Origin of the sequence: Paenibacillus sp. UNC496MF, from assembly GCF_900113915.1 — a bacterium.
Lineage (GTDB): Bacteria > Bacillota > Bacilli > Paenibacillales > Paenibacillaceae > Paenibacillus_Z > Paenibacillus_Z artemisiicola.
In genome coordinates this window covers 527,161-552,075 of record NZ_FORE01000006.1, presented here as the reverse complement: position 1 = coordinate 552,075, position 24,915 = coordinate 527,161, and the positions used below count along the sequence as shown (strand labels likewise).

At 65.3% G+C, this 24,915-nt stretch carries 17 protein-coding genes; 13 read left to right on the top strand and 4 right to left on the bottom strand.

The window, feature by feature from the left end:
* Nucleotides 1-108: 108 nt before the first annotated feature.
* Nucleotides 109-6,039: a DUF3320 domain-containing protein gene (locus BMZ79_RS11015; protein ID WP_177222103.1), complete on the top strand. Its 5,931-nt coding sequence runs from the start codon at nucleotides 109-111 to the stop codon at nucleotides 6,037-6,039.
* 93 nt (nucleotides 6,040-6,132) lie between these two features.
* Here the strand turns inward: BMZ79_RS11015 and BMZ79_RS11010 are convergent, their stop codons facing one another.
* Together BMZ79_RS11010 and BMZ79_RS11005 are read right to left on the bottom strand one after the other, a co-directional pair.
* Nucleotides 6,133-6,483: a hypothetical protein gene (locus tag BMZ79_RS11010; protein ID WP_256252657.1), complete on the bottom strand. Its 351-nt coding sequence runs from the start codon at nucleotides 6,481-6,483 to the stop codon at nucleotides 6,133-6,135.
* Between the two features lie 339 nt (nucleotides 6,484-6,822).
* Nucleotides 6,823-7,740, bottom strand: coding sequence for an aldo/keto reductase (locus BMZ79_RS11005; RefSeq protein WP_090639702.1), 918 nt, complete (start codon nucleotides 7,738-7,740; stop codon nucleotides 6,823-6,825).
* A gap of 251 nt (nucleotides 7,741-7,991) precedes the next feature.
* Here BMZ79_RS11005 and BMZ79_RS11000 point away from each other — a divergent pair, with 251 nt between their 5' ends.
* The 5 genes from BMZ79_RS11000 (at nucleotide 7,992) to BMZ79_RS10980 (ending at nucleotide 12,519) form a co-directional block, all read left to right on the top strand.
* Entirely contained in the window at nucleotides 7,992-9,383 is a 1,392-nt protein-coding gene (locus tag BMZ79_RS11000; RefSeq protein ID WP_090639698.1) for an MATE family efflux transporter, read from the top strand.
* Nucleotides 9,384-9,937: 554 nt separating this feature from the next.
* Nucleotides 9,938-10,126 (top strand): hypothetical protein, encoded by a 189-nt coding sequence (locus BMZ79_RS33575; protein WP_143088929.1) that lies wholly within the window; start codon nucleotides 9,938-9,940, stop codon nucleotides 10,124-10,126.
* 38 nt (nucleotides 10,127-10,164) lie between these two features.
* A complete protein-coding gene (locus tag BMZ79_RS10990) occupies nucleotides 10,165-10,455 on the top strand; it encodes a hypothetical protein (RefSeq protein WP_090639695.1) in 291 nt (96 codons plus the stop codon).
* A gap of 377 nt (nucleotides 10,456-10,832) precedes the next feature.
* Nucleotides 10,833-11,267 (top strand): helical membrane plugin domain-containing protein, encoded by a 435-nt coding sequence (locus BMZ79_RS10985; RefSeq protein ID WP_177222102.1) that lies wholly within the window; start codon nucleotides 10,833-10,835, stop codon nucleotides 11,265-11,267.
* A gap of 73 nt (nucleotides 11,268-11,340) precedes the next feature.
* Complete coding sequence (locus BMZ79_RS10980; protein ID WP_090639691.1) at nucleotides 11,341-12,519, top strand: NAD(P)/FAD-dependent oxidoreductase; 1,179 nt, start codon at nucleotides 11,341-11,343, stop codon at nucleotides 12,517-12,519.
* Between the two features lie 270 nt (nucleotides 12,520-12,789).
* Here the strand turns inward: BMZ79_RS10980 and BMZ79_RS10975 are convergent, their stop codons facing one another.
* The gene (locus BMZ79_RS10975; protein WP_090639689.1) at nucleotides 12,790-13,245 is read right to left on the bottom strand and encodes a DUF4395 domain-containing protein; all 456 of its coding nucleotides are present in this window, start codon (nucleotides 13,243-13,245) and stop codon (nucleotides 12,790-12,792) included.
* A gap of 326 nt (nucleotides 13,246-13,571) precedes the next feature.
* On the opposite strand from BMZ79_RS10975, the gene BMZ79_RS10970 reads away from it, so the two are divergent.
* The 7 genes from BMZ79_RS10970 (at nucleotide 13,572) to BMZ79_RS10940 (ending at nucleotide 23,551) form a co-directional block, all read left to right on the top strand.
* The gene (locus tag BMZ79_RS10970; protein WP_371263668.1) at nucleotides 13,572-14,507 is read left to right on the top strand and encodes a DUF4432 family protein; all 936 of its coding nucleotides are present in this window, start codon (nucleotides 13,572-13,574) and stop codon (nucleotides 14,505-14,507) included.
* A 21-nt stretch (nucleotides 14,508-14,528) separates the two neighbouring features.
* Nucleotides 14,529-16,337, top strand: coding sequence for a sensor histidine kinase (locus BMZ79_RS10965; RefSeq protein WP_090639684.1), 1,809 nt, complete (start codon nucleotides 14,529-14,531; stop codon nucleotides 16,335-16,337).
* On the top strand, nucleotides 16,330-17,946 hold the full coding sequence (locus tag BMZ79_RS10960) for a helix-turn-helix domain-containing protein (protein ID WP_090639682.1): 1,617 nt from the start codon (nucleotides 16,330-16,332) through the stop codon (nucleotides 17,944-17,946). The genes BMZ79_RS10965 and BMZ79_RS10960 overlap by 8 nt, the downstream gene beginning before the upstream one ends.
* 113 nt (nucleotides 17,947-18,059) lie before the next feature.
* Nucleotides 18,060-19,439, top strand: a complete 1,380-nt coding sequence (locus BMZ79_RS10955; protein ID WP_090639679.1) for an ABC transporter substrate-binding protein — start codon at nucleotides 18,060-18,062, stop codon at nucleotides 19,437-19,439.
* Nucleotides 19,440-19,518: 79 nt separating this feature from the next.
* The gene (locus BMZ79_RS10950) at nucleotides 19,519-20,397 is read left to right on the top strand and encodes a carbohydrate ABC transporter permease (RefSeq protein ID WP_090639678.1); all 879 of its coding nucleotides are present in this window, start codon (nucleotides 19,519-19,521) and stop codon (nucleotides 20,395-20,397) included.
* On the top strand, nucleotides 20,397-21,215 hold the full coding sequence (locus BMZ79_RS10945) for a carbohydrate ABC transporter permease (RefSeq protein ID WP_090639676.1): 819 nt from the start codon (nucleotides 20,397-20,399) through the stop codon (nucleotides 21,213-21,215). The genes BMZ79_RS10950 and BMZ79_RS10945 overlap by 1 nt, the downstream gene beginning before the upstream one ends.
* Before the next feature lie 239 nt (nucleotides 21,216-21,454).
* Entirely contained in the window at nucleotides 21,455-23,551 is a 2,097-nt protein-coding gene (locus BMZ79_RS10940; RefSeq protein WP_371263667.1) for an alpha-galactosidase, read from the top strand.
* Between the two features lie 329 nt (nucleotides 23,552-23,880).
* Here the strand turns inward: BMZ79_RS10940 and BMZ79_RS10935 are convergent, their stop codons facing one another.
* Nucleotides 23,881-24,768 (bottom strand): AraC family transcriptional regulator, encoded by an 888-nt coding sequence (locus BMZ79_RS10935; RefSeq protein WP_090639671.1) that lies wholly within the window; start codon nucleotides 24,766-24,768, stop codon nucleotides 23,881-23,883.
* Nucleotides 24,769-24,915 lie beyond the last annotated feature (147 nt).

Sequence of the window (24,915 nt, the reverse complement as noted above, 5' to 3'; positions counted from 1 at the left end):
CGCGAGACTCGCGGCCATTGCCCCGGATGCCGTCGAACCCGGTAGGGAAAAGGGGCGATTTGCGGTATAATGGCAGCATCATGGTTTAACGGAGAGGCAGTGAGGAACGTGGAAAGCAGACCTGGGCAAGCGCTGACGTGCGAATGGCAGAAGTACGGCGTCGTGAACTACGCGATGCAGCAAAACTTCGTGCCGGTCGTCCAGAAGATTACGCTGCATAACGCGTCGGAGCGCGATTTGACGGGGATCTCCGTGCAGATCGCGGCGGAACCGGCGTTCGCGCCGCCTTGGCGCGCGGAGGTCGATGCCGTGCCGGCGGGCAAGACCGTGGAGCTGGCGCCCGTCCACGTGCAGGTGAACGGCGTCTACCTGGCGGGGCTCACGGAACGGCTGACGGGCACGCTGACGCTGACCGTGTCGGGGGAAGGACGGGAGCTGTTCGCGGAGACGGCGCCGCTGACGCTGCTCGCTTACGACCAGTGGGGCGGCTTGGCCGCCATGCCCGAGATGGCCGCGGCGTTCATCATGCCCAATCATCCCGCGGTGCAGCAGCTGGTCGGCGAGGCGGCGCCGATTCTCGGGAAATGGACGGGCAACCCGTCGTTCGACGCGTACCAGAGCAACAACCCGAACCGGATCCGGCATCAAGCCGCCGCGATCTATGCCGCGATTCAAGCGAAGCAGGTCACGTATTGCGTGGCGCCGGCGAGCTTCGAGGAGGTCGGGCAGCGCGTCCGGCTTCCGGATGCCGTCATCGGCGGGCGAATGGGCAATTGCCTCGACTTGACGCTCCTCTATGCCGCTTGCCTGGAGGCGGTCGGCCTGCACCCGCTGGTCGTCTTTACGAAGGGCCATGCGTTTCCGGGCGTGTGGCTGGTGCCGGAGACGTTCGCCGAGACCGTGCAGGACGACCCGTCGCTGCTCGCGAAGCGGCTCGCCTCCGGCGTGCACGAGATCAGCCTCGCGGAAGCGACCCTGATGTGCGGCGGGCACGACGAGGCCTACGCGGACGCGGAGCGGGCGGCGATCGGCCATCTGGGCGATCCCGACGCTTTCGTCGGCTTCATCGACGTCAAGCGTTCGCGGGCCAGCGCGATCCGTCCCCTTCCGCTGCGCGTCCAGGCGCCGGGCGGCTGGGAGATCGTGCCGGACCGGACCCCGGCCGCGGGTACCGGCGGAGCGCCGGACGAAGTGACGATCCATGCGCGCCCGGCGGAGGCCGCCTCGATTCCGGTCACGAAGCAGAAGCAGTGGGAACGGCGGCTGCTCGACCTGACGCTCCGGAACGGACTGCTGAACTTCCGGTTGACCAAATCCGCGCTGCCGCTCCTCCAGACGAAGCTAAGCGAGCTCGAAGACGCCCTGTCCGGCGGACGGGAATTCCAGCTCCTGCCGCGGCCCGCGGATTGGGCCGATACGCCCCGGAGCGCGGAGCTGTTCCGGAGCGTCGGCCGCGACGATCCGCTGAACGTGCTGATCGGGCAGGAATTTCTGCAGAAGCGGCTGCGCGCCGATGCCGGCGACCGGGAGCTCGCGGTCAAGGCGATTCATCTCTATCGCGCGGCGAGGGCGTCGCTGGAGGAGAACGGGGCCAACACGCTCTTCTTGGCGCTAGGGCTGCTCAAGTGGTACGAGACCCCGGCCAGCGAGCAGCCGCGGTATGCCCCGATCGTGCTCGTCCCGGTGGAGCTGACCCGCAAGACGTCGAGCGCGAGCTTCGTCCTGCGCGTCCGGGACGAAGAGCCGCAGATCAATATTACGCTGCTCGAGATGCTCCGCCAGGATTTCGGCAGCCAGATCGGCGGGCTCGATCCGCTGCCGCGGGACGAGAAGGGCATCGACCTCGCCGGCGTCTTCTCGGTCATTCGCCACGCCGTCATGCGGCTGCCCCGCTGGGACGTGGTGGAGTCGGCGCTGCTCGGCCTCTTCTCGTTCAGCCGCTTCGTCATGTGGAACGACATTCGCAGCCGGGCGGAGGACCTCGCCAAGAACAAGGTGGTCGCGAGCCTCATGGCCGGCCGTCTGGCCTGGCAGGCGGAGCAGCCGTTCCCCGAGCCGGGCGCGCTGGACGGCTTGTACGCGCCCGACCGGCTCCTGCTGCCGATCAGCGCGGATTCCTCGCAGATCGTCGCCGTGGGCGCCGCCCAAGCGGGGCACAGCTTCGTGCTGCACGGGCCGCCGGGAACGGGCAAATCGCAGACGATCACGAACCTGATCGCCGCGGCGCTGGCCGAGAATAAGACAGTGCTGTTCGTCGCGGAGAAGATGGCCGCGCTCAGCGTCGTGCAGGGCAGGCTCGAGGGAATCGGGCTGGGCGCCTTCTGCCTCGAGCTCCATTCGAACAAGAGCACGAAGAAGGCCGTGCTCGACCAGCTGAAGCGGACGCTGGAGACCGCCCGTTCGGCGTCGCCGGAGGACTGGCGCCGCGAGGCCGAGCGGTTGGCGGCGTCGCGCGGCGAGCTGAACGGCTACGTGGACGCGCTGCACCGGAAGCGCGGCTTCGGCGCGTCGCTGTACGAGGCGATCGCCCGGTACGGCGAAGTCAAGGACGCGCCGGCGCTGGCGCCGTTCGACCAGCCGGTCGCCGGCTGGACGGCGGACCTGCGCCTCGCCTGGAGCGAGCGCGCGAAGGAGCTGCGCATCGCCGGCGAAGCGGCGGGCGGGCCCGCGGGCCATGTCTGGTCGGACGCGTCCGGCTCGGCCTACTCGCCGGCGCTCCGGGCGCAGGCCGAGGAGGCGCTGGCGGCGTACGCGGCCGCGCTGCGGGACGTGAAGCAGGCCTACGGCGCGCTCGGCGGCGCGCTGGAAGGGCCGGCAACGGACCCCGACGGCGCGCAGCTGCGGCAGCTGGCGGCGGCGGCCGAGCTGCTGCAGGGCATGCCGGCCATCGTGCCGGCGGCGCTGCTCGGCGCCGATGAGCTGGAGCCGGCGCTCGGCGCCGCCATGCTTGCGGCCCGCCGCGGCGTCGCGCGCAATGAAGCCCGCGCGCGCGTCGCGGATCGCTTCTCCGCCGAGGCGCTCGCGTTCGACGCCGGCGCGGCGCTGGAGGAGTGGCGGCAAGCCGAGCGGAAGTGGTTTCTGCCGAAGCGGCTCCGGCAGAACCGGATCTACAAGCAGCTCAGCCGAATGGCCGCGGCGACACTCCGGAAGGACCAGACGGCCGAAGCGCTCGTCCTGATCGCCGTCTACCGGACCGAAGCGGCCGAGCTGAAGCAGGCCGCCGCGGCGGCCTCCGTCTGGCTGGGCGCGCGCTGGAGCGGGGAAGACGCGGACTGGGTCGCGGCGATCGCGCTGTGCGACTGGAGCCGGCGGCTCGAGCAGGTACTGCTGCGGCTGCATCCGGACGTCCGCGCGGCGACGGCCGCGCGGAAGCGGCTCGCCGACGCGGCGGCCGCCGGAGGCGCCGCGTTCCGGGAGCGCCACGGCGGCGCGCTGGCGCAGTTCGCGGCGGCCTGCCGGGAGTCCGTCCGGCTGGAAGAGAAGCTGGCCGAACTGCTCGGGATCGATTTCGCCGCCGTGGACCGGCGCCGGTCCGGCCGGCCTTGGCTGGACCATCGCGAGGCGCGGGCGCGGCAATGGACGGACGCTTTGGACGCCCTGCGCGATTGGTGCGGCTGGCGGCTGGTCCGCGAGCGCGCGGCATCCGCGGGACTGTCCTCGCTCGCGGCCGCGTACGAGCGCGGCGAGCTGCGGCACGACCAGGTGGAGCCGGCGTTCGAGCGGGCCTGGTGGCGCGCGGCCATCGACTTCGCGCTGGCCGAGGAGACGGAGCTGGCTTCGTTCTCCGGCCGCTTGTTCGAGGATAAGATCCGCAGCTTCCAGGCGCTGTCGGAGCGGTTCGAGCGCCTGACCCGCCAGGAAATCGCGGCGCGCCTCTCGGCGAACATCCCGCCGCTGCATCAGCAGGCCTCCTCCAATTCGGAGGCCGGCATCCTGCTGCGGGCGATCCGGAGCGGCGGCAGGGGGATGTCGCTGCGCAAGCTGTTCGAGCAAATTCCGAATTTGCTGAACCGCCTGTGCCCGTGCGTGCTCATGAGCCCGATGTCGGTCGCGCAGTACCTTGATCCCAAGTACGCGCCGTTCGATCTCGTCGTGTTCGACGAAGCGTCCCAGCTGCCGACGAGCGAAGCCGTCGGCGCCATGGCGCGCGGCCGCAACGTGGTCGTGGTCGGAGATCCGAAGCAGCTGCCGCCGACCAGCTTCTTCTCGGCCGCGGCAAGCGAGGACGGCGAGGAGGACGGCATCCCGGAGGACCTCGAGAGCATTTTGGACGACTGCCTCGCGCTCGGCATGCCGGAAGCCCATCTGCTGTGGCATTACCGCAGCCGGCACGAGAGCCTGATCGCGTTCAGCAACCGGCACTTCTACGACAACCAGCTGCTCACCTTCCCGTCGCCGTACGAGCGGAGGTCCAGCGTGCGCTGGCATCCGGTGGACGGCTATTACGACCGGGGCCGGACGAAGCAGAACCGGGCGGAAGCCGAGCAGGTCGTGGCGGAGATCGCGCGGCGGCTGCGGGATGCGGAGGGGCCGCGGCGGAGCATCGGCGTCGTCACGTTCAACAGCATCCAGCAGACGCTGATCGAGGACCTGCTCGACGAAGCGTTCCGCAAGGACGGCGAGCTGGAACGGCTGGCTTCGCGGCTGCATGAGCCGATTTTCGTCAAGAATTTGGAGAACGTGCAGGGCGACGAGCGCGACGTCATCCTCTTCTCGATCGGGTACGGTCCGGACGCGTCGGGCAAGGTGGTGCTGAACTTCGGACCGCTGAACCGGGAGGGCGGCTGGCGGCGGCTGAACGTCGCGGTCTCCCGGGCGCGGCACGAAATGCACGTCTTCTCCGCGCTGCGCGCCGAGCATCTGGACGCGTCGCGCACGCGCTCGAACGGCGTCGGCGTGCTGAAGGCGTTCCTGGAATACGCCGAGAAGGGCCATGCGGCGCTCGGGCTGAACGCGGCCCAGCTGAAGCGCGAGGAGACGGGGATCGAGGCGCAGATCGCGGAGGCGCTGACCGCGAACGGCTACAAGGCCGACCTGCATGTCGGAGAGTCTGGCTACCGCATCGATCTCGCGGTCGTCGATCCCGCGCAGCCGGATGCGTACCGGCTCGCGATTCTGTGCGACGGCGACAATTACCGGTCGGGCCGGACGGCCCGCGACCGGGATATGCTGCGCGAGCAGGTGCTGCGTCAGCTGGGCTGGCGCATTCATCGCGTTTGGTCGATGGATTGGCTGGATAATCCCGCGAAGGAGACGCAGCGCGTTTTGGCGGCGGTCTCGGAAGCCGAGCAGGCCGAACGCGCCGAGCAGGCGGAACGCGCCGCGCGGGCGGCGCAAGCGGCCCCGGCCGCGCCGGCCGAGGAGCGCGGCCCGGCGGCCGGCGAACGGCCGCAGGCGCGCGTCGCGGCCGTGCCGCCGCCGGCGCCGCCCGCGGACGGCGTCGAGCCCGCGGCGCCCGCCGCCGCGCGTCCGACGCGGAGAACGGCGTACCGCGCCGCGGAGCTGCCGGCTGTCGGCCGCGCGTCCGATGACTTTTACGCGCCGGCCAATACCGGGCTCGTGCGGGATCAGATCGCGACGGTCGTGCGGGAGGAGGGGCCGATCAGCCGGGCGCTGCTGGTGAAGCGGGTGCTCCAAGCCTGGGGCATCGCGCGTTCGGGGGCCCGCATCGAGCGGCGCTTCGACGAAGTCGCGGGCGGGCTGGCGCTGCGCGCGACGGAAGGGGACGGCACCGTCTTCTATTGGCCGGACGGGGTCGAGCCTGCCGAATACGGCGTGTTCCGCGTGTCCGAGGGCGAGCCGGAAAGGCGGAACGCCGAGGATCTGCCGCCCGAGGAAGTCGCGAGCGCCGTGAAGGAGACGCTGTTCCTGCACGGCAGCCTCCCGGTGGACGACCTGATCCGGGAGACGGTCAAGCTGCTCGGCTATTCCCGTACGGGCAGCGCCTTGGACAAGGCGCTGCGGAGCGGCTTGCAGGCGGCCGTGAGCCGCGGCGACGCGGAGCTCGAGAACGGGCGCGCGCATTATCGCAAAGGCTGACCGCGTTTGCGATCCGCTCGCGCGGACAATGACCGAAACGAAAACCAGACACCCCGCGGGGTGTCTGGTTTTTTGCGTAGGGGAACCGGACCGCTACGGCAGCGGCGCATTCGCCGAACCGGACGGCTGCTCCGCCTGAAGCGCGCGCCGGACCGCGTTCAGGCCGCCGGCTTCATCGATGGCGAAGAGGTCGACGACGACGTTGGCTCCCGTCACGTGGAATCGCGCCTCGTAAGCGGGAAAGCCGACGATGTTGATCGTTCGCAGCGTCGCGCTCAGCGGGGCGAGAGAGAACAGCTGGTGCGCGGCCGGAACGTTGGCGTCGTCCGGCGAGCCCGTCGGCACGAGGAACGCCTCCAGCTCGATGACCGCCTCGGTCGCATGATCTTCGTTGGTGATGAGGAGCTGCAGGCTGACGGCCGGACCGGGATCCGGGTTGGGCATGGCTCCGGTGCTAAAGGACGGCATGGCGGCGGGTCACCTCCTTCGTTAAGGAATGAACGACATGGCGAATCGCGTCCTTGCTTCCCGCGGCCGCATCCGCGCGGGGGGACGTGCTTCTCTGCTTCTCCAGCATATGCGCGTCCTATGAAAATGGCTTGGATATTTCATAGACAGCCGCAGGCAGTCAGTAAATATATGAAAAAAGAATAGAAGGGTACCGGAGCAGCCGACGAAGGAGATCGAATGGGACAAAAAAACAGCCGCGGGCCCGAAAGGACCCGCGGCTGTATCTCGTTCGCGCTTGGCGGAGTGCCGCGCGCGCCGGTCGGCAAGCTTGGCTTACGGCAGGATGTTGCCCGCCGCGCGGTAGATGGCGTACCAGTCTTCGCGCGTCAGACGGATCTCGGCGGCGCGGATGCAGTCTTGCAGACGCTCGATATTCGTCGTGCCGGTAACCGGCTGCATGTTGGCCGGATGGCGGAGCAGCCAAGCAATCGCGATCGTCGTGTTGCTGACGTCGTATTTCTTGGCGATTTCGTCGATTTGCGCGTTCAGTTCCGGGAATTTCGGGTTGTCCAGGAAGACGCCCTCGAAGAAGCCGAATTGGAACGGCGACCACGGCTGAATCGTGATATCGTGCAGGCGGCAATAGTCGAGAATGCTGCCGTCGCGGTTGATCGCGGAGTTGTTCTCCATGTTCACGTTGACGCCGTTCGAGATCATGTTGGCGTTCGTGATGCTGAGCTGCAGCTGGTTGGCGACGATCGGCTGTTTCACGAATTTCTTGAGCAGCGCGATCTGGTTCGGGTTCTGGTTGGACACGCCGAAGTGGCGCACCTTGCCCGAGCTCGCCAGCTGATCGAACGCTTCCGCTACTTCTTCCGGCTCGACGAGCGCGTCCGGACGGTGCAGCAGGAGGACGTCGAGGTAGTCGGTGCGCAGGCGCTGCAGGATTTTATCGACGGATCCGAGGATATGCTCCTTGGAGAAATCGAACTGTCCTTGGCGAATGCCGCACTTGGATTGCAGCATGATTTTCTCGCGCACGTCGTCGCTCATATGTATCGCGTCCGCGAAGATTTCCTCGCATTTGCCGCCGCCGTAAATATCCGCATGGTCGAAGAAGTTCGCGCCCGCCTCGAGCGCCGTTTGGACGAAGCGCTCCGCGCCCGCCTTGTCCAGCTGGTTGATGCGCATGCAGCCGACCGCGAGGACGGGGACCTCCAGATTGCTGGTTCCGAGCTTGATCGTTCTCATGATTCCTTGCCTCCCATTCAAATGAGGAAATTAGGTTCGGCCGGGCGGGTCGACGGTGAATACAAAGGTGGACGAGCCGGCGCTCCCCATCCGATTGTGACACACCGGACGCCCCGTTTCAAGGGCGCCCGGTCCCGCTCGGAAAACATTGCCGCCGATTCGGGACCCCGTCCGGGGCGATCTTTGCTATAATAGAGACGGCGTGCTTGATCGGAGCTTCAACCCAAATACGATAAAAAGAATGTGATGACGTGGAACAACCTGCTTACCGGCAGCGGAGGCAAGCGTTTCTGGAACGGTTTTTGGCGCGGATCGCCATCGGCGATTACCGCGCGCTGCTGTCGCTGTATCTCCCGATCCTGATCGACCAGGCGTTCATCATCGGCCTCAACATGCTGAACACCGCCATGATCAGCTCGTCGGGCGTGGCCGCGGTCAGCGCGGTCAACATCGTCGATTCGCTCAATATGTTTCTCATCAGCGTGTTCGTCGCCGTGTCGACGGGCGGCACGGTCATCGTGGCGCAGTACAAGGGGAGCGGGAATCTCCCCATGGTGCCGAAGGCGGCGGCCAGCTCCGTCTCGTCCGTGACGCTGTTCGCGGTCGTCATCGGCCTCGCGATGATCGCGCTGCACGGCCCGGCGCTGAACCTGCTGTTCGGGGCGGCCTCCCCGGACGTCTTCGCCAAGGCCAAGACGTACTTCATCGGCAGCTGCGCGTCCTTCGCCGGGATCGCGCTGACGGAGGCGGTCTGCGGCGCGCTGCGCGGCATCGGGCGGTCCCGGGCGTCGCTCACGCTGTCCTTGATCATGAACCTGTCGTACGTGCTGCTGAACGTCCTGTTCATCAACGTGATGCACATGGGCGTGCTCGGCATGAGCATCTCGATCAACATCGCGCGGTACGGCGCGGCGCTGTTCGCGCTCTATTACATCCTCAAGCTTGATAACAATCTGCATCTGCGGATCAAGGACATCGTGCGCGTGCGCTTCGAGATGGTGAAGCGGATTCTCCACGTGGGGCTGCCGTTCGCGGCGGAGCAGATGTTCTTCAACGGGGGCAAAATCGTCACCCAAATCTTCATCGTCCACCTCGGCACGAACGCGATCGCGGTCAACGCCATCGGCGGCTCGTTCGCCGGCCTGACGCAAATTCCGTCCGCGGCGCTCTCGATCGCCGCGATTACGGTCGTCGGCCAGGCGATGGGCCGGCAGAACGTGGAGGAGGCCCGCAGGTACACGCGGTTTTTCCTATGCGTCTCGACCGGGTTCCTGCTGCTCACGGCGCTGCTCGTCGTGCCGTTGTTCCACCCGCTCGTCAGCCTGTTCCATCCGCCGGAGGCGATCAAGCACGACATCTTCGTCATCGTGCTCATCAACGCCGCCATGCAGGTGCCGCTCTGGTCGATCAGCTTCATCATGCCGTCGGCGCTGCGGGCGGCGGGGGATTCGAAGTTCACGTCGATCGTCTCGCTGCTGTCGATGTGGCTGTTCCGGATCGTGCTCGGGTACATACTCGGCATCGTGTTCAAGTTCGGCATCATCGGCGTCTGGCTGGCGATGAACATCGAATGGGGCGTGCGGGGCACGATCTTCCTGTTGCGCTTCCGCGGCAAGAAATGGTACCGGCATAAGCTGATCTAACGGGCAGAGATGCTGGCGGAAGCGCTGGGCGGTACGGTGTACCGGAGCGAGCGGAAAGAAATCGGCTGCCGTGCGATGCGACGGACGGAAGCGCGCCATCCGGGCTTCGACGGCTTGCCGGAGACGTTCGCGAGCTTCCGGTGGCACGGCGACACGTTCGCGCTGCTTAGAAGAAGCCAGCCGCCGCAGGGGCGGCATGGCTTACGCGCGCAGGTATCGGATCCAGCCCACGACCGAGATCATCAAAGCCGTCCACAGCAATGCGCTGATCAGCGTTCCCCATATGAGCCCGATCAGAAATCGGGAGGATGAATTGTTCATGCCGCTCGCCGCCTCTCCTCTTATCAGTAAGAAGTATGGTTAGTAGGAAGTATGGCCAGAAACGCGGACCTTTAACGCGATTGCCGATGACTGATCCGGGCGCTTCGGCGCCGCGGATTTTTTTGTGCCGGCCCGGGCCGCGCGAAACCCCAAAATCCGCTCCGGCTGCGAATAGTGTGGGATAGCAAGACCGAAGAGGCCAAGCCCACATTCGAGAATCGGAGGAACGGAGCATGCCCCAGCTTGATAAGGAAATCGAACGATTGGTGCGCAGTCTGGACGAGGACAACGACCGCATCTTGAAGCGCTTTGAATTCGTGTCCGGCCACCAACGGCTGACGTTCGAGGAAGGTTCGCGGTTTCTCGATTTTCTGCGGCGGGCGTTGAGCGAGAAGGACGGCTCGCGCCCGGCGCCGCATTAACGGGGAGGACATGATTTTTTAAGCAGGGGGAGATCATAATGAACAAGGAGCAAACGCCGTTTTACTGCCTCGGCTGCCGCGCCTTTCCGGATCGGGAGGAAGCCGCGCGGACGTTCCGAACGGGCTTTTACCGGGTGATCCATCCCTTGGGCATGTGCCGCTCCTGCGCCGCGGGCCAAGCGAAATCCGCGGAGGAGGGAACGTCCGGGCATCGCGCCTTCGGGACGGACGGCAAGCAGGGGACGGCGCCGTTCCGGTTCGAGCCGCCCGTGCCGGATCGCCGCGAGACGCGCGATCTCGCCGCGACCGCGGGGATGGTCGTCGCGTAGGCGGGAGATCGGCCTGAACGGCGAACGAATATACCAATTTATGGGTAATTTTGGCGGCGCGATGCCCGAGATCCGCAAGAAGGCCGGAGTCGGGCTTCTCCCTTTTGCATGATTAATTATTTTTATTGTCATAATAAAAATAATTTTTAGATTTACCTATAGTCGCGCAGGGCAAAAAGCGATACAGTAGAGGAAGAAGAAAGGCTGCTGTCATCCTCGAAGGGTCTTGTGATAAATTTCACATTTCTCCCTTTTTGCGAATGCGCTTTACCGCGTTCCTCCATTAATGGGATTAAACTTGCTTGATGTCCGGGCAAGTTCATCTTTATGCGATGATTGCAGCTGAGTGAGTGACTACATCTGAAGGAGGCAATACAATGAGTGAAACTATGGTATCGAACCTGGAGCAGCAAGACTCCGCAACGGCTTTGGCGAAATCGGACGTGCTCGATCAACTGCTGAAGCCGGAAGTGCAGGAAGCGCTGACGCAACTGGTGGACCAGCTTCCTAAACTGTCCGAAATGATGGCTCTCATGACCAAAACGTACGATCTCGCGCAAAAGGTCGCGACGGACCGCGTCTTCATCCAAGACACGGTGGGCGGCATCCAAGAAGTCGTCAAGCCGCTGACGGAAAAAGTGAAAGGCTACGCGTCCGCGGCGATCGAAGCCAACGACCGCGCGGAGCAAAGCGACAACGTGATCGGCCTGTTCGGCATGATCAAGCTGCTGAAGGATCCGGAGCTGCAAAAGATGCTTCGTTTTGGCCAAGCGTACCTCGACATTCTGGGTGAAAGAAGAAACCAGGAGTAGCAATAAACGGTCTGCGTAATATAACCAGTTTGCCAAGCGATTCATACTAAGCGAAGCACGGAGGATGAGATCCATGAGAAAAGAAATTCTGATTCTGGGCGGCGGATACGGCGGCTTGCTCAGCGCGCTGTCCGCGCGTCAGCATCTGACCACGGAAGAAGCCGGCATTACGGTCGTTAACCGCGTCGGTTCGCACCAAATCATTACGGAGCTTCACCGTCTCGCGGCGGGCAACGTGGCCGAGAAAGCCGTCGCGCTGCCGCTCGAGAAGCTGCTGAAGGGCAAATCCATCAACGTCGTCGTCGGCGAAGTGCAGAAGATCGACGTCGAAGGCAAGCAAGTGGCGCTGAGCAACGGCTCTTCGTACCGTTACGACAATCTCGTCCTCGCGCTGGGCAGCGAAACGAACTACTTCGGCATCCCGGGCCTGCAGGAGAACAGCCTGACGCTGAAATCCGTCGCGGACGCCAACAAAGTGTTCGCCCACGTGAAAGACCGGATCAAAGCGTACGCGGCGAGCAAGAACAAAGCGGACGCGACGTTCGTTATCGGCGGCGGCGGCTTGACCGGCGTCGAGCTGGTCGGCGAACTGGCGGACGAGCTGCCGGCCGTCTGCCGTCAATACGGCGTTGATTTCGCCGACGTCTCCCTCTCGCTGGTCGAAGCCATGCCGACGATCCTGCCGATCTTCTCGCCGGATCTCATCCAACGCGCGGTATCGAGCCTCGAAGCGCGCGGCGTGGAATTCCTGACGGGCCTCGCCATCACGGAAGTGAACGGCAACGTCGTGACGCTGAAGGACGGCCGCACGATCGAAACGAACACGCTCGTCTGGACGGGCGGCGTACAAGGCAGCGCGCTGGTCGGCAACTGCGGCATCGAAGTCAACCGCGGCCGCGCGACGGTCAACGAGCACCTGCAATCCACGTCGCACCCTGAGGTCTTCCTGGCCGGCGACTGCGCGGTCGTCTTCGGACCGGAAGGCCGTCCGTACCCGCCGACGGCGCAGCTGGCTTGGCAAATGGGCGAGCTCGCGGGCGCGAACATCGCGGCGTCCATCAAGAACTTCAAGATGGACAGCTTCAACCCGGTCTTCTCCGGCACGCTGGCAAGCCTGGGCCGCAAAGACGGCATCGGCGCGATCGGCGAATCCGGCATCGAGCTGAAAGGCACGCCGGCTTCCCTGATGAAGAAAGCCTCCAACGCGCGTTACCTGACGCACATCAACGGCCTGTTCTCGCTGGCGTACTAATCCCGGCCCGAACGGCGCGGTTCGAATCAATAGCAAAAGCCCCGGCTCCATACTGGAGCCGGGGCTTTTTCGCGCGGCCTCGGACGCGCGCTATCCACGGTTCTATCCACTTATCAACAGGGTTATACACAATGCCGGCAGCGATAGAAGAAGGAAAATCCGCCGCTTTTTGATGTTTTGTCAACATATCCACAAGTGGATATGTACACAAGCCGGAGCCATGGTTGAACAGTCGCATGCTTCCCGCCTTCATGCTTACCCCTGGCGCCGTCAGCTCTTCCGCAGCCGCCGGCGCGCCAGGAACTGCTTCCACTGGAAGTACATGAAGCAGCCGAGGCAGAAGCCGCTCAGCGCCAGCACGACGGCCGCCGTGAGCATGCCGAGGCTGACGTAGGCGAGCGTCTCGATGCCGAGCGCGAAGCCGAGCAGCGCGACGGCCAGGAAGAGGATCGCGAGCAGGTTGTTGAACCGGAGCAGCTCGCGGCTCTCGGTCTTGGCGCTGGCCGGCAGGAGCGGCGAGAGCGCGCGAACGAACAGGTTGTACCGCACGCCGTACGCGCGGCCGACGAGCTGCACGGCTAGCGGCAGCAGGAGAATCCAATACTGCTGCGCCGCGATCGTCGCGATGACGCTCAGCAGGATGCCGAGCTGGTTGCCGCGGACGCGGTGGAGGGGCACTTCGTCGATGCAGGCATAAGGGTCAAGCTTCAAAGATGGCGTCGTCATGGGGGCTGCCTCCGTTCGGAATGAGGTCGTTGGTTCCATTATACACCTAATCCTTATTATTCGGGTAGGATATATCTGTCATAACCCGCCCGAATTCCCGCGTGCCATTCACCCTAATAACGGCCAATAATTTGAACAGCGGCCTTACGAAATATTGAATTGTGCGTTCGCGGCGCGGGCGCTATAATTCTATGATGCCTAACGGCATGAACGATTCATGCGCGCAGCGCTTGACGCGCTTAACGAGGCGCTTAACGCCGTGAACGAACGGCGGGCCGCCAATACGACGATTCCGGGCAAGCCCGGATTAAACGGGGGATCCCATAATGACGATGACGAACTGGACGCGAAGCGAAATCGAAGGCCGCAAGGCGTGGACGGGCGACAGCGGGCTGCTGTCCGTGACCGTCGTGCCGGAGCTCGGCGCGAAAGCCGTGTCGCTGCTGAACCGGCGGACGGGAAGGGAGTGGCTGTGGCGCAGCGGGAAGCCGCTCGGCGGCAAAGGCTTCGGCACGCCCTTCGGCGAGTCGGACGAGAGCGGCTGGGACGAGATGTTTCCCGGCATTAACGCGTGCGCGTACCCCGAGGCGCCGTGGCAGGGCGAAGCCGTGCCGGACCACGGGGAAGTCTGGTCGCTGCCATGGCAGGCCGAGACGGACGCGGACGGGCTGCTATGCGCCGTCGAGGGCAAGCGCTTCCCGTATGCGCTCGAGAAGCGTTACAGCTTCCCCGCGCCGGATACGGTGCGCATCGACTACGCCGTGACGAGCCGCGCGGACGCGCCGTTCTCGTTCCTCTGGGCGGCGCATCCGCTCATGCGCGCCTCCGCGGGGATGCGGCTGCGCGTGCCGGACGGCCTGGACGCGGTCGAGGTGTCGTACTCCGCGGGCGATCGGCTCGGCGCGTTCGGCGACGTGCGGCCCTGGCCGGAGGCGGCGCCCGGCGTCGACTTGTCCGTCGTCGAGCCCGATGCGGGCCGCCATGCGGAAAAATATTACTTTGCGGGCAAGCTGAAGGAAGGCTGGGCCGAGCTGGACGATCCGCGGACGGGCGAGGCGGTGACGTTCCGGTTTCCGGCGGAGCGGGTGCCGTACTTGGCGGTATGGGCGAATTACGGCGGCTACGGCGGCCATTACCACGTCGCGGTCGAGCCGGCGACGGGCCGGATGGACGACCTCGCGCACGCCATGAACCGCGGCGAAGCGGCGACGGTCGCGCCGGGGGAACGGTATCTGTGGCATCTGGAGCTGTCCGTACGCTAGAAGGGAAGGCGGGAGCGCATCATGATCAAATGGCTGTTCATCAACCGCAGCATCCGGACGAAGATCGTCTGGAGCACCATCCTGACCTCGCTGATTCCGATGCTCGTGCTGTCGTTCCTGTTCTACGCGACGAGCACCCGCTCGCTGGAGCGGACGATCTACAGGACGACGAACCAGAACGCCGAATATTTGGCCGGCTACCTGAACCAATACTTCCGCGACATCTCATCGTCCGCGCTGCAGGTGTACGGCTACGACAATCGCATCCTGGATCTGATGGCGCACGGCGGGAGCAGCGGCGACGCGGATTTTTTCAACAAGCGGGACGCCCTCAAGAACTACTATCAAGCGGTGGGAAACAAGAATAAAGACGCCATCATCCGCATCCTCATCTACGGCGCGGACGACCGGCTGCGGGATTCCTGGTCGCGCGCGGCGAGCTACGACGCCATCCCGTTCGACCCGAGCATTCCCCATTACGCGGAGATGCTCGATTTGCCGTTCCAGCAGAGCCTGTCGTTCACGTACGCCGACAAGGTGCTGAACCAGAACCTGTTCGTCTACGCGATCACGATCTACGATCCGTTCAAGCATACGAAGGTCGGCTCGCTCGTCTTCTACATCCAGGAGAAGGAGCTGATGAAGGCCGTCGAGGCGAATAACAAGGCGCCGAACGTCATCGTGCTGCAGAATTCCCGTGGCGAAGCGTTTTACGCGACGAACGACCGCTATGCGGACAGCGTTCCCGCGTACGCGCCGCCGCCGGACACGAACGCGCGGACCAATCCGAAGCTCATCGCGTTCGAGAAGCGGAAGGACCTGCTCGTGGGCACCTCCTACCTCGACAACGGCAATTTGTCGCTGTCGGTCGTCTATCCGAACGACGAGCTGGCCCGGCACCGGACGAACACGCTGTACATCACGGTCGGCGCGTTCTTCTTCGCGATGGCCTGCATCGCGCTCTTGTCGATGCTCGCGCAGCAATATATAACGCGTCCGATCCAGCGGCTCGGCGCGGCGATGAAGACGGTGCGCAAGGGCAATTTCCACGTGACGCTGAACCAGCCGATCCATTACCGCGACGACATCTCGGAGCTGACCCGCAATTTCAACTACATGACGGAGAAGATCCGCGAGCTGATCGAGATGCGGTTCCAGCTGCAGCTCCGCAACAAGGAAGCGCAGCTGCTGGCGCTGCAGATGCAGATCAACCCGCATTTCCTGTACAACGCGCTGCAGACGATCGGCGGCAAAGCCGTGCTGAGCGGCGATTACGACATTCACGAGATGTGCCGGGCGCTCGGCGACATGTTCCGCTACAGCTTCTACGAGGGCAACACGGAATCGACGGTCGGCCAGGAGCTCGCGCACGTCGGCAATTATCTCTATATCCAGCAGTTCCGGTTCGAGGACGCGCTCCGGACGGAGTTCGACGTGCCGGCGGAGCTCATGGACGTGTCCGTCGTCCGCTTCGTCATGCAGCCGGTCATCGAGAACGTCGTCGTCCACGCGCTCGGCGGGCCGGACGAGCGGCGGCTGCTCGTGCGCGTCCGCGCGGAGCGGGACGGCGAGGACGTCGTCCTGACCGTGCGCGACAACGGCCCGGGCATCGACGCGGCGCGGCTCGCCTCGCTGCGCAGCGGGCTGGAGCAGCGCTCGCTCGAGGTGTTCACCGGCGTCTCGATCGGCCTGAAGAACGTGCACGAGCGGATCCGCCTCATGTACGGCGACGCGTACGGGCTCGAGATCGACAGCGGCCCCGGCGCGGAGGCGGGCACGGCGATCCGCATCCGGATTCCTTATCGAAAGCGAGGCGAAGCGCATGCTTAAAGTGATGGTCGTGGACGACGAGCCGTGGGGCCGGAAGTCGGTCGGCAAAATGATCGGCGAGCTGGCGCTGGACGTCGAGGTGGCGGCGGAGGCGCGCAACGGCGCGGAGGCGCTGGAGCTCATCCCGATCGTCAAGCCGCAGATCGTCGTGACCGACATGAACATGCCGGTCATGAACGGCCAGCGGCTGCTGGAGGAGCTGTACCGCCGCCATAACGAGATCAAAGTCATCGTCATCAGCGGCCATTCGCAGTTCGAGTATATGCGGGCGGCCATCGCGTTCCAGGCGTGCGAATACGTGCTGAAGCCGGTCTCGCTGGCCGAGCTGAAGAACGCCCTGGTCAAGGCGATGGAGCTGAGCCGCAGCCACCTGAGCGCGCAGGAACGGCGCCGGTTCGCCGGCGAGATGCGCCAGCTGCGGACGGAGACGTTCCTGCAGCACGTGACGGCGCGGCGGATCGCGAACGCCTCCGACATTCTCGCGCAGTCGGCGGAGCTGCTGCCCGTGCCCCCGGCGGCGGGCTACCGCGTGGCGGTATGCATGCTGCGCCGGTTCGGAGACTTGTCCGCGACGAAGTTCGGCGGCAATTCCGACCTGCTCATGTACAGCGTGGACAACATGCTGCGCGAGCTCGCGGCGGGCGGCGAGGCGCTCGTCTACAAGTCGGACGACAAGACGAAGCTGTGCGTCCTGCTGCCCGAGCCGGCTTACGGCCTGGACGGCGCCGCGCGGCTGCTCGCGCCGTTCCACGACGCCGTCAGCCGGATGCTCGATTCGGGCGTCGCCGCGGGGCTGAGCGCGCCGTACGACCGGCTCGAGCGGCTGCCGGAGGCGTTCGCCGAAGCGAATGCGCGGCTGCTCGCCGGGCCGCTGCGCGAGGCCGGCTTCTCGCTCGTCGCGGCGGACGGGCCGCACGGCGCGGGGGGCGCGCCCGCGCCGGAGGTGCTGAGCGGCTTCGACGCGAAGCTGCTGCAGCAGGCGCTGGCCGCCGGCCAGGCCGGGACCGCGCGCCGGCTGCTCGGCGAGCTGCTGCGGCGCATCGAGGCGGCGCCGGGCCTGACGATCCAGGGCGCCCAGCGGGAGCTGCGCCGGCTCGCGGACATCGCCAGCGGCGAGCTGCCGGGCCTCGGGCAGCGGGCCGAAGCGGACGCGTTCGCGCCGCGCGCGGCCGACGCCGTGCTGAGCGAAGCCGGCGCGCGCGGCTTCGTCGAGGCGCTCGCGGCGGCGGTGGAGGAGCGGCTAGGCAGCCGGCCGGCCGCGGATGCGCCGAACCCGGTGCGCGACGTCGCGGCGTACCTCGACGCCCATTATTTCGAGGACGTCAGCCTGATCGACGTCGCGACCCGCTACCACATGGACGCCAGCTACTTGAGCAAGCAGTTCAAGGCCGTGACCGGCGAGAACTTCATCGAGTACGTGACGCGCAAGCGGATGGAGAAGGCGTGCGAGCTGCTGCGCGGCTCGGAGCTGAAGATCAACGATATATCCGAGCTCGTCGGCTACGAGAATCAGCGGTATTTCAGCCAGGTGTTCAAGAAGTTCACGGGCCTGACCCCGTCGGAATACCGCGACGGCGCGGCCGCGGCGAGCCCGGATGCAAAAAATTGAACATGGCGCCGACCATTTATTTTATTACGCGAAGGATGTCCGCGGCGGTACAGTAAGGGCAGGACGGAGACAGCCTCCGCCGTACCGACATTGGAGATAAAGGGGATATGCACATGAAAAGACAGCTGGGTCTCGGCTTGACCGCTCTGCTGCTGACGGCGGCGCTCGCGGCGTGCGGCAGCAACGGCGACGGCAATAGCAACGGCGGCAACGATACGGCATCGACGAACGCGAACGCGGCGGCGGGAACGGACAACGGCGCGGCGAACGGCGCGAACGGCACGGAAGACGCCGCGGCGGGCGGCGATGCCTCGGAGCCGGTGACGATTTCGTTCATGCACTTTAAGAGCGACGTCACGGACGGCATCAACAAGCTCGTCGAGCAGTTCGAAGCGGAGAACCCGAACATCAAGGTGGACGTGCAGCCGGTCAAATACGACGATTACTACACGCTGCTCAAGACGAAGATGGCCGGCGGCGACATCGTCGACGTATTCACGCTGAACGCGGGCGGCCAGACGAAGCTGTTCCGCGACGGCGGCTACCTCGAAGACCTGACGGGCAAGGATTTCATGGCCAACTTCGACGCGAGCGTCCTGAAGGATCAGGCGACGGACGGCAAGAACTACATCATGCCGCTGAACGCAGGCCCGATCGCGGTGTTCTACAACAAGCAGATCTTCAGCGACCTCGGCATCGAAGTGCCGCGCACGTACGACGCGCTCATGGCGGCGGCGCAGAAGATCAAGGACGGGGGCAAGACGCCGTTCGCGCTCGGCTGGAAGGACGGCTGGACGCTCGGCATGTGGCTGAGCCGCGATCTGCCGAGCAACGTGGCGCTCGTCGACAAGCAGGCGGATTTCTTCGACAAGCTGGAGAAGGGCGAGACGAAATTCGCGGACGCCGCGTCGACGAAGACGATGATCGCGCACGCGCAGGACCTGTACAAATTCGGCAACAAGGACCAGCTCGGCGTCGATTACAACGGCGCGGTCGACCTGTTCGCGAAGGGCGAAGCCGCCATGATGTACATGGGCACGTGGCCGCTCGCCGACATCCAGAAGAAGAACCCGGACCTGTACAACTCGCAGATGGGCTACTTCCCGTATCCGTTCAGCAACGACGAGAGCCTGAACAAGCTCGAATTCAACCCGGACGCCTCCCTGGCCGTCAACAGCAAGTCGGAGCATAAGGAAGCCGCGCTGAAATTCCTGGCGTTCATGGCCAGCAAGGAAGGCGGCGACGCGTGGGTCAAGAACACGAACACGCTCAGCTACGTCAAGGGCACGAGCACGGACATCGCGCCGGCGCTCAAGGACCTGCAGCCGTACTTCGACAACGGCCAGCTGTACAACTCCCAAGCCTACATCACGACGACGATCGACTGGACGACGCAGTTCTCGCAATACGTGCAAAAGGTGTTCTTCAACAGCGCATCGCCGGATCAGATCATCAAGGACATGGACGACTGGGTGTCCAAGAACCACAAATAACCGACGAACGGCATCGCGGATCGCCGGCGGCGCGGGCATGGGGCCGGCGCCGCTCGCGGCCCGGGGGAGGGAGTAAGGAATGCAAGCGCTTAGAAAATCGTTCAAACGCGAGATGTGGTACGTGCTGTTTCTCGTGCCGGGCTTGCTGCTGTTCACGTTCGCCGTCATCGTCCCGCTGGTCACGGGGGCGCGCTACTCGTTCTCGAGCTGGGACGGCATCTCGAGCAAGCTGACGTACGTGGGCTGGGACAATTACGTGAATGCGGTCCAGGACGCCTCCTTGTGGACGGCGCTGGGCAACACGTTTAAATATGCGATCATCATGACGGTCATCGTCAACGTCATTTCCCTGTTGTTCGCGCTGCTGCTGGACAGCTACCTGCCGCTGCGCAACCTGTTCCGCACGATGTTCTTCCTGCCGAGCGTCCTGTCGGTCGTGCTGGCGGGCTACATCTGGAGCTACAACTACAGCCAAGGGTTTCCGAAGCTGTTCGCCGCGCTCGGCATGGACGTGACGAGCCCGCTCGGCAATCCGCATCACGCGCTGTTCGGGCTGATCGTCGTCGCCGTCTGGCAGGGCATCGGCCCGCCGATGATCATCTACATCGCGGGGCTGCAGGGCATTCCGGGCGAGCTGCTCGAGAGCGCCAAGATCGACGGGGCGGGCGCCTTCCGCGCGTTCCGCAACGTGACGCTGCCGCTGCTCGCGCCGTCCATCACGATCAACATGCTGCTTACGCTGACGGGCGCGCTCAAAGTGTTCGATCTCGTCTACGTGACGACGAACGGCGGCCCGAGCTTCTCGACGGAAGTCATCACGACGTTCATCTACAAAACCGCGTTCTCGTCGTTCAAGGCCGGCTACGGCATGGCGATGTCGATGATCTTCTTCGCGGTGCTCGTCATCGTCACGGTCGTGCAGGTATCCATCTTCAGAAGACGGGAGGTGGACCTCTGATGCGAAGCGCCAAAATCATCGTATTCGCGGTCGTGCTGCTGCTCGCCGCCGTGTTCATGTTCCCGCTGTACGTGTCGCTGCTCATGGCGATGAAGTCCGCCAAGGAGACGTTCGATTCGTTCTACGCGCTGCCGGGCAGCCTCAACTTCGCGAATTTCGCCCATGCGTGGGAGACGTCCAAATTCCCGGAAGCCATCACGAACAGCCTGATCGTCACGGTGCTGTCGGTGGCGCTGATCATCGTCGTCTCGGCGCTGAGCGGCTACGCGATCGCCCGGGGCGGCAAGCCGTTCTACAACCTCGTCTACCTGCTGTTCCTCTCCGGCATGATGGTGCCGTTCCAGGTGACGATGCTGCCCTTGTACAAGCTCGGCAAGTCGCTGCATCTCTTGAACAGCCACTGGGGCATCATGCTCATCTACGGCGGCTTCGGCGTGCAGTCGGGCGTGCTGTTCTACACCGGCTTCGTGCGCGGCATCTCGCGGGAGATCGAGGAAGCGGCGCGGATCGACGGCTGCTCGACGCCGGGCATCTTCGCCCGGATCATCCTGCCGCTGCTGAAGCCGGTCACGGCCACCGTGCTCGTGCTGAACGCGCTGTACATCTGGAACGATTTCCTGCTGCCGCTGCTCTACCTGCAGGAGAAGGGCTACCGGACGATTCCGCTGCAGCAGTACTTCTTCTTCGGGCAGTACAGCAGCGACCTCAATCTCGCCTTCGCCTACGCGGTCATGGGCATGATTCCGATCGTCGCGTTCTTCCTGTTCATGCAGCGCTTCATCATCAAAGGCATCGCGGCCGGCGCGATCAAGGGCTGATCCCGAAGGAACGCGCGGCGTCTCGCCTCGTTCATGCGGTTAAACATTAGGGTCATCAAGCCGGACGGCATAGGGCGCCAAGCCTTGAGCCGTCCGGCTTTTTCGCGTTCCGGACCGGGTCCTGCAAAAAGTTGAACATCGGCCGCACAAAATTTTTGCTTCCTTTCCGGCGGACGCTGAGGCTAAAATGTTCCGAACGCGCACGCGCGAATCATGCAGTCGAAATGGGGGAGCTAACATTGCCGATTCAAGTTCTGGAGCAAGCGAAGCTGTTCGAGATCCGCACGAAACGGACCTCGTATCTGTTCGGCGTCAACGGGAAGGGCACGGTGCAGCACGTCTACTGGGGCGAGCACGTGGAGGCGGCGGAATGCGCCGACCTGCTGAAGGGGCGCTCGCACAGCTCGTTCGACGCGGACGTGGACCGCGAGACCGAGGAGTTCGGCGGCTGGGGCGGCAGCCACTACGCGGAGCCCGGCCTGAAGGTCGAATTCGGCGACGGCGTCCGCGACCTGAAGCTGGATTACGCGGGCTACGAGCGGACGGGCGAGGACGAGCTGACGATCCGGCTGGCCGACCGGCACTACGCGCTCCGCGTCGACGTGCACTACAAGGCGTACCCGGAGCACGACATCGTCGAGCGGTTCGTCCGCGTGCATAACGGCGAGGCGCAGCCGGTCCGCGTCGAGCAGGTCATGGCGGCCGTCTGGTCCGTGCAGGGGCTGCCGGACTACCGGATGACGCACGTGTCCGGCCGCTGGGCGGGCGAATACCAGCTGCGGACGACGGTGCTGACCGAAGGGAAGAAGGTGCTGGAGTCGCGGCGCGGCTTCACGGGCCCGCACGCCAATCCGTGGTTCGCGATCGACGACGGCCGGGCGGACGAGACGCACGGCCGGGTCTGGTTCGGCGCGCTCGGCTGGAGCGGCAACTGGAAGATCGTCGCGGAGAAATCGACGTTCGGCCATCTGCGGATCGTCGGCGGGATCAACGACTTCGACGGCGCGTTTCTGCTGGCGCCGGACGCGTCGTACACGTCGCCGACGTTCGCGGGCGGCTTCACGGCCGGCGGCTTCGGCGCGATGAGCCGGCAGCTGCACGCGTACGAGCGGGCGCACGTGCTGCCGGCGCGCGGGCCGCGCAAGGTGCTGTACAACTCGTGGGAAGCGACCGAATTCGACGTCCGCGCGGACGAACAGATCAAGCTGGCCCGCCGGGCCGCGGCGCTCGGCGTCGAGCGGTTCGTCGTCGACGACGGCTGGTTCGGGGCGCGCAACAATGACCGCGCGGGTCTCGGCGACTGGCAGGTCAACCCGGAGAAGTTCCCGAACGGGCTGCAGGCGCTCATCGACGAGGTCAAGGGGCTCGGCATGGAGTTCGGCCTCTGGGTCGAGCCGGAGTCGGTCAACCCCGACAGCGACCTGTTCCGGGCGCATCCGGAGTGGATCTACCGCTTCCCGACGCGCGAGGGCACGCAGCTGCGGAACCAGCATCTGCTGAACCTCGGCCTGCCGGAGGTGAAGGCGTTCGTGCTGGACTTCATGACGGAGCTCCTCGGGAAGCACGACATCGCGTTCATCAAGTGGGACATGAACCGCACCGTCACGGAGCCGGGCTCGTCCGAAGCGGGGCTGCCGGTCTGGCAGAGGCACGTCGAACACGTGTACGAGATTTGGGCCGAACTGCGGCGGCGCTTCCCGCGCGTCGAATTCGAGACCTGCGCCGGCGGCGGCGCCCGGATCGACCTCGGCATGCTGCGCTTCGCGGACCAGGCGTGGATCAGCGACAACACCGACGCGCGCGACCGGCTGGCGATCCAAGAAGGATTCGCGTACGCGTACAGCCCGTCCGTCATGATGTGCTGGGTGACGGAGTCGCCGAGCGGCTTCAACGGGCGCAGCCTGCCGCTCTCGTACCGGTTCCACAGCGCCATGATGGGCGGCCTCGGCATCGGGGCGAACATCGGCAAGTGGAGCGACGAAGAGATGGCGGAAGCGCGCGGCTTCGTCGCGCTGTACAAGGAGATCCGCGGCACCGTGCTGAACGGCGCGCTGTACCGGCTGGAGCCGCTCGGCCGCTCCAACGTGGCCGCGTACCAGTACGTGAGCGAGGACGGGGGCGAAGCGGTCGTCTTCTCGTTCCTGCAGTCGCAGCATTTCGGCACGGCGGAGCGCCGGCTGCGCCTGCAGGGGCTGGACGCGGAGACGAGTTACGAGGTGAGCCGGGACGGGGGCGAGCCGGTCTCGCGCCGCGGCGCGACGCTCATGGGCGCCGGCGTGCCGCTGACGCTGCGCGGCGATTACGGCAGCACGCTGCTGCGCTTGAAACGGCTGTAGGCCGGGGACGACCCGGGCGGACAATCGAATAGGGGAAAAGAGCTTGCCCGCTTGCGGTCGCATGACGCGACCGCGGGCGGCAAGCTCTTTTTGGCGTTGGGCGCGTGAGACGCGAACTGCCGCAGGCCGGCGGCGCGCGCCGGAAGCGGGGCACGGCCCCGGCGTGCCCGCTGTTCGAGGCGGACATTCGCTCCGACTAGTTACTCCTTCGGCCAGTTAATCCGCTATGATTGGGCACTTGGCCGGCCGCAAGCTCCGGCCGATTACGGGCCTTGCTTATTCGATCGAACCGGCCGGCTGCCGGCGCACGCCGGCCGCTCCGCGCCGGACTACCCCTTCGGCGCGTTGCGGTATTCCGTCGGCGGCACGCCCATCCGCTTCTTGAACAGCCGGGAGAAGTAATACGGGTCCGGAATGCCGACGGCGGCGGCGATCTCCTTCACGGTCAGGCCGGTGAGGCTGAGCAGCTGGCCGGCCTTTTGCATTTTCATCCGCAGGAAATATTCGATCGGCGGGAAGCCGGTCTCCTGGTTGAACAGGTAGATCAGATGCTGCTTGGAGAGCCCGGCGTGCGCCGCGAGCTCCGGCAGGCCGACGCTCTCGCCGAGCCGTTCGGCAAGATAGCGGACCGCCCGCTCGAGGTCGGAATCGCGCTTGCGGTCGCGCGCCGAGCCGCCGACGCCGAGGCCGATCCGGCCGAGCAGCTGCCCGAGCGCCTGCGAGACGTGGACGAGCACGGGCATGGAGTACGGCTTGTCCGCGAGCAGCGCGTACGCCCGTTCGAATTCGGCCGCCCAGTCGGCCTGCACGCGCGCGGGCAGCCGGACAGGGCCGGCGTCCAGGCCGTACAGCGAGACGAAGTCGGCGACGTGCGCGCCTTTCAAGTGGAACCAATAGATGCTCCACGGCCGCGCCGGGTCCGCGCCGTAGCGGTGCGGCGCCCATGCCGGAATGGCCGCGAGCGTCCCTTCGCCGACCGGCTGCGTCCGGCCGTCCAGCTCGAGCCAGCCCGCCCCGGCGAAGCAGTAGATGAAAATGTGGCTGTCGCAGCCTTCCGGCCGTTCGCGGTAATGGTATTCCGCGTGCGGGAACACGCCGATGTCGCTGACGAACAGGCCGCGCGTGAGCGGGTGGCGCGCCAGCTCCCCGGTCTGGTAGGCGGGGAGCACGTACAGCTTCTGCTCGGGAAAGCCTTCGGGCTTGCGGGGATCCTCCATGATTGGGTCGCCTCGATTCGTGAAAATAAGAACATCGTGCATGAACTGCCGTTATGAAAGCCCGCTGCGGCGATGTTCCAATATTGAAATCCGAATATCCTCCATTATAAACCGAATTTCGTGAATTGGAACGCGCGGCTTCGCGGC

Coding starts and splice junctions, on each gene's coding strand:
- BMZ79_RS11010 (WP_256252657.1), bottom strand. CDS start 6,483: ATGCCCAACCCGGATCCCGGTCCGGCCGTCAGCCTGCAGCTCCTCATC.
- BMZ79_RS11005 (WP_090639702.1), bottom strand. CDS start 7,740: ATGAGAACGATCAAGCTCGGAACCAGCAATCTGGAGGTCCCCGTCCTC.
- BMZ79_RS33575 (WP_143088929.1), top strand. CDS start 9,938: ATGCCCCAGCTTGATAAGGAAATCGAACGATTGGTGCGCAGTCTGGAC.
- BMZ79_RS10990 (WP_090639695.1), top strand. CDS start 10,165: ATGAACAAGGAGCAAACGCCGTTTTACTGCCTCGGCTGCCGCGCCTTT.
- BMZ79_RS10985 (WP_177222102.1), top strand. CDS start 10,833: ATGAGTGAAACTATGGTATCGAACCTGGAGCAGCAAGACTCCGCAACG.
- BMZ79_RS10980 (WP_090639691.1), top strand. CDS start 11,341: ATGAGAAAAGAAATTCTGATTCTGGGCGGCGGATACGGCGGCTTGCTC.
- BMZ79_RS10975 (WP_090639689.1), bottom strand. CDS start 13,245: ATGACGACGCCATCTTTGAAGCTTGACCCTTATGCCTGCATCGACGAA.
- BMZ79_RS10970 (WP_371263668.1), top strand. CDS start 13,572: ATGACGATGACGAACTGGACGCGAAGCGAAATCGAAGGCCGCAAGGCG.
- BMZ79_RS10965 (WP_090639684.1), top strand. CDS start 14,529: ATGATCAAATGGCTGTTCATCAACCGCAGCATCCGGACGAAGATCGTC.
- BMZ79_RS10960 (WP_090639682.1), top strand. CDS start 16,330: ATGCTTAAAGTGATGGTCGTGGACGACGAGCCGTGGGGCCGGAAGTCG.
- BMZ79_RS10955 (WP_090639679.1), top strand. CDS start 18,060: ATGAAAAGACAGCTGGGTCTCGGCTTGACCGCTCTGCTGCTGACGGCG.
- BMZ79_RS10950 (WP_090639678.1), top strand. CDS start 19,519: ATGCAAGCGCTTAGAAAATCGTTCAAACGCGAGATGTGGTACGTGCTG.
- BMZ79_RS10945 (WP_090639676.1), top strand. CDS start 20,397: ATGCGAAGCGCCAAAATCATCGTATTCGCGGTCGTGCTGCTGCTCGCC.
- BMZ79_RS10935 (WP_090639671.1), bottom strand. CDS start 24,768: ATGGAGGATCCCCGCAAGCCCGAAGGCTTTCCCGAGCAGAAGCTGTAC.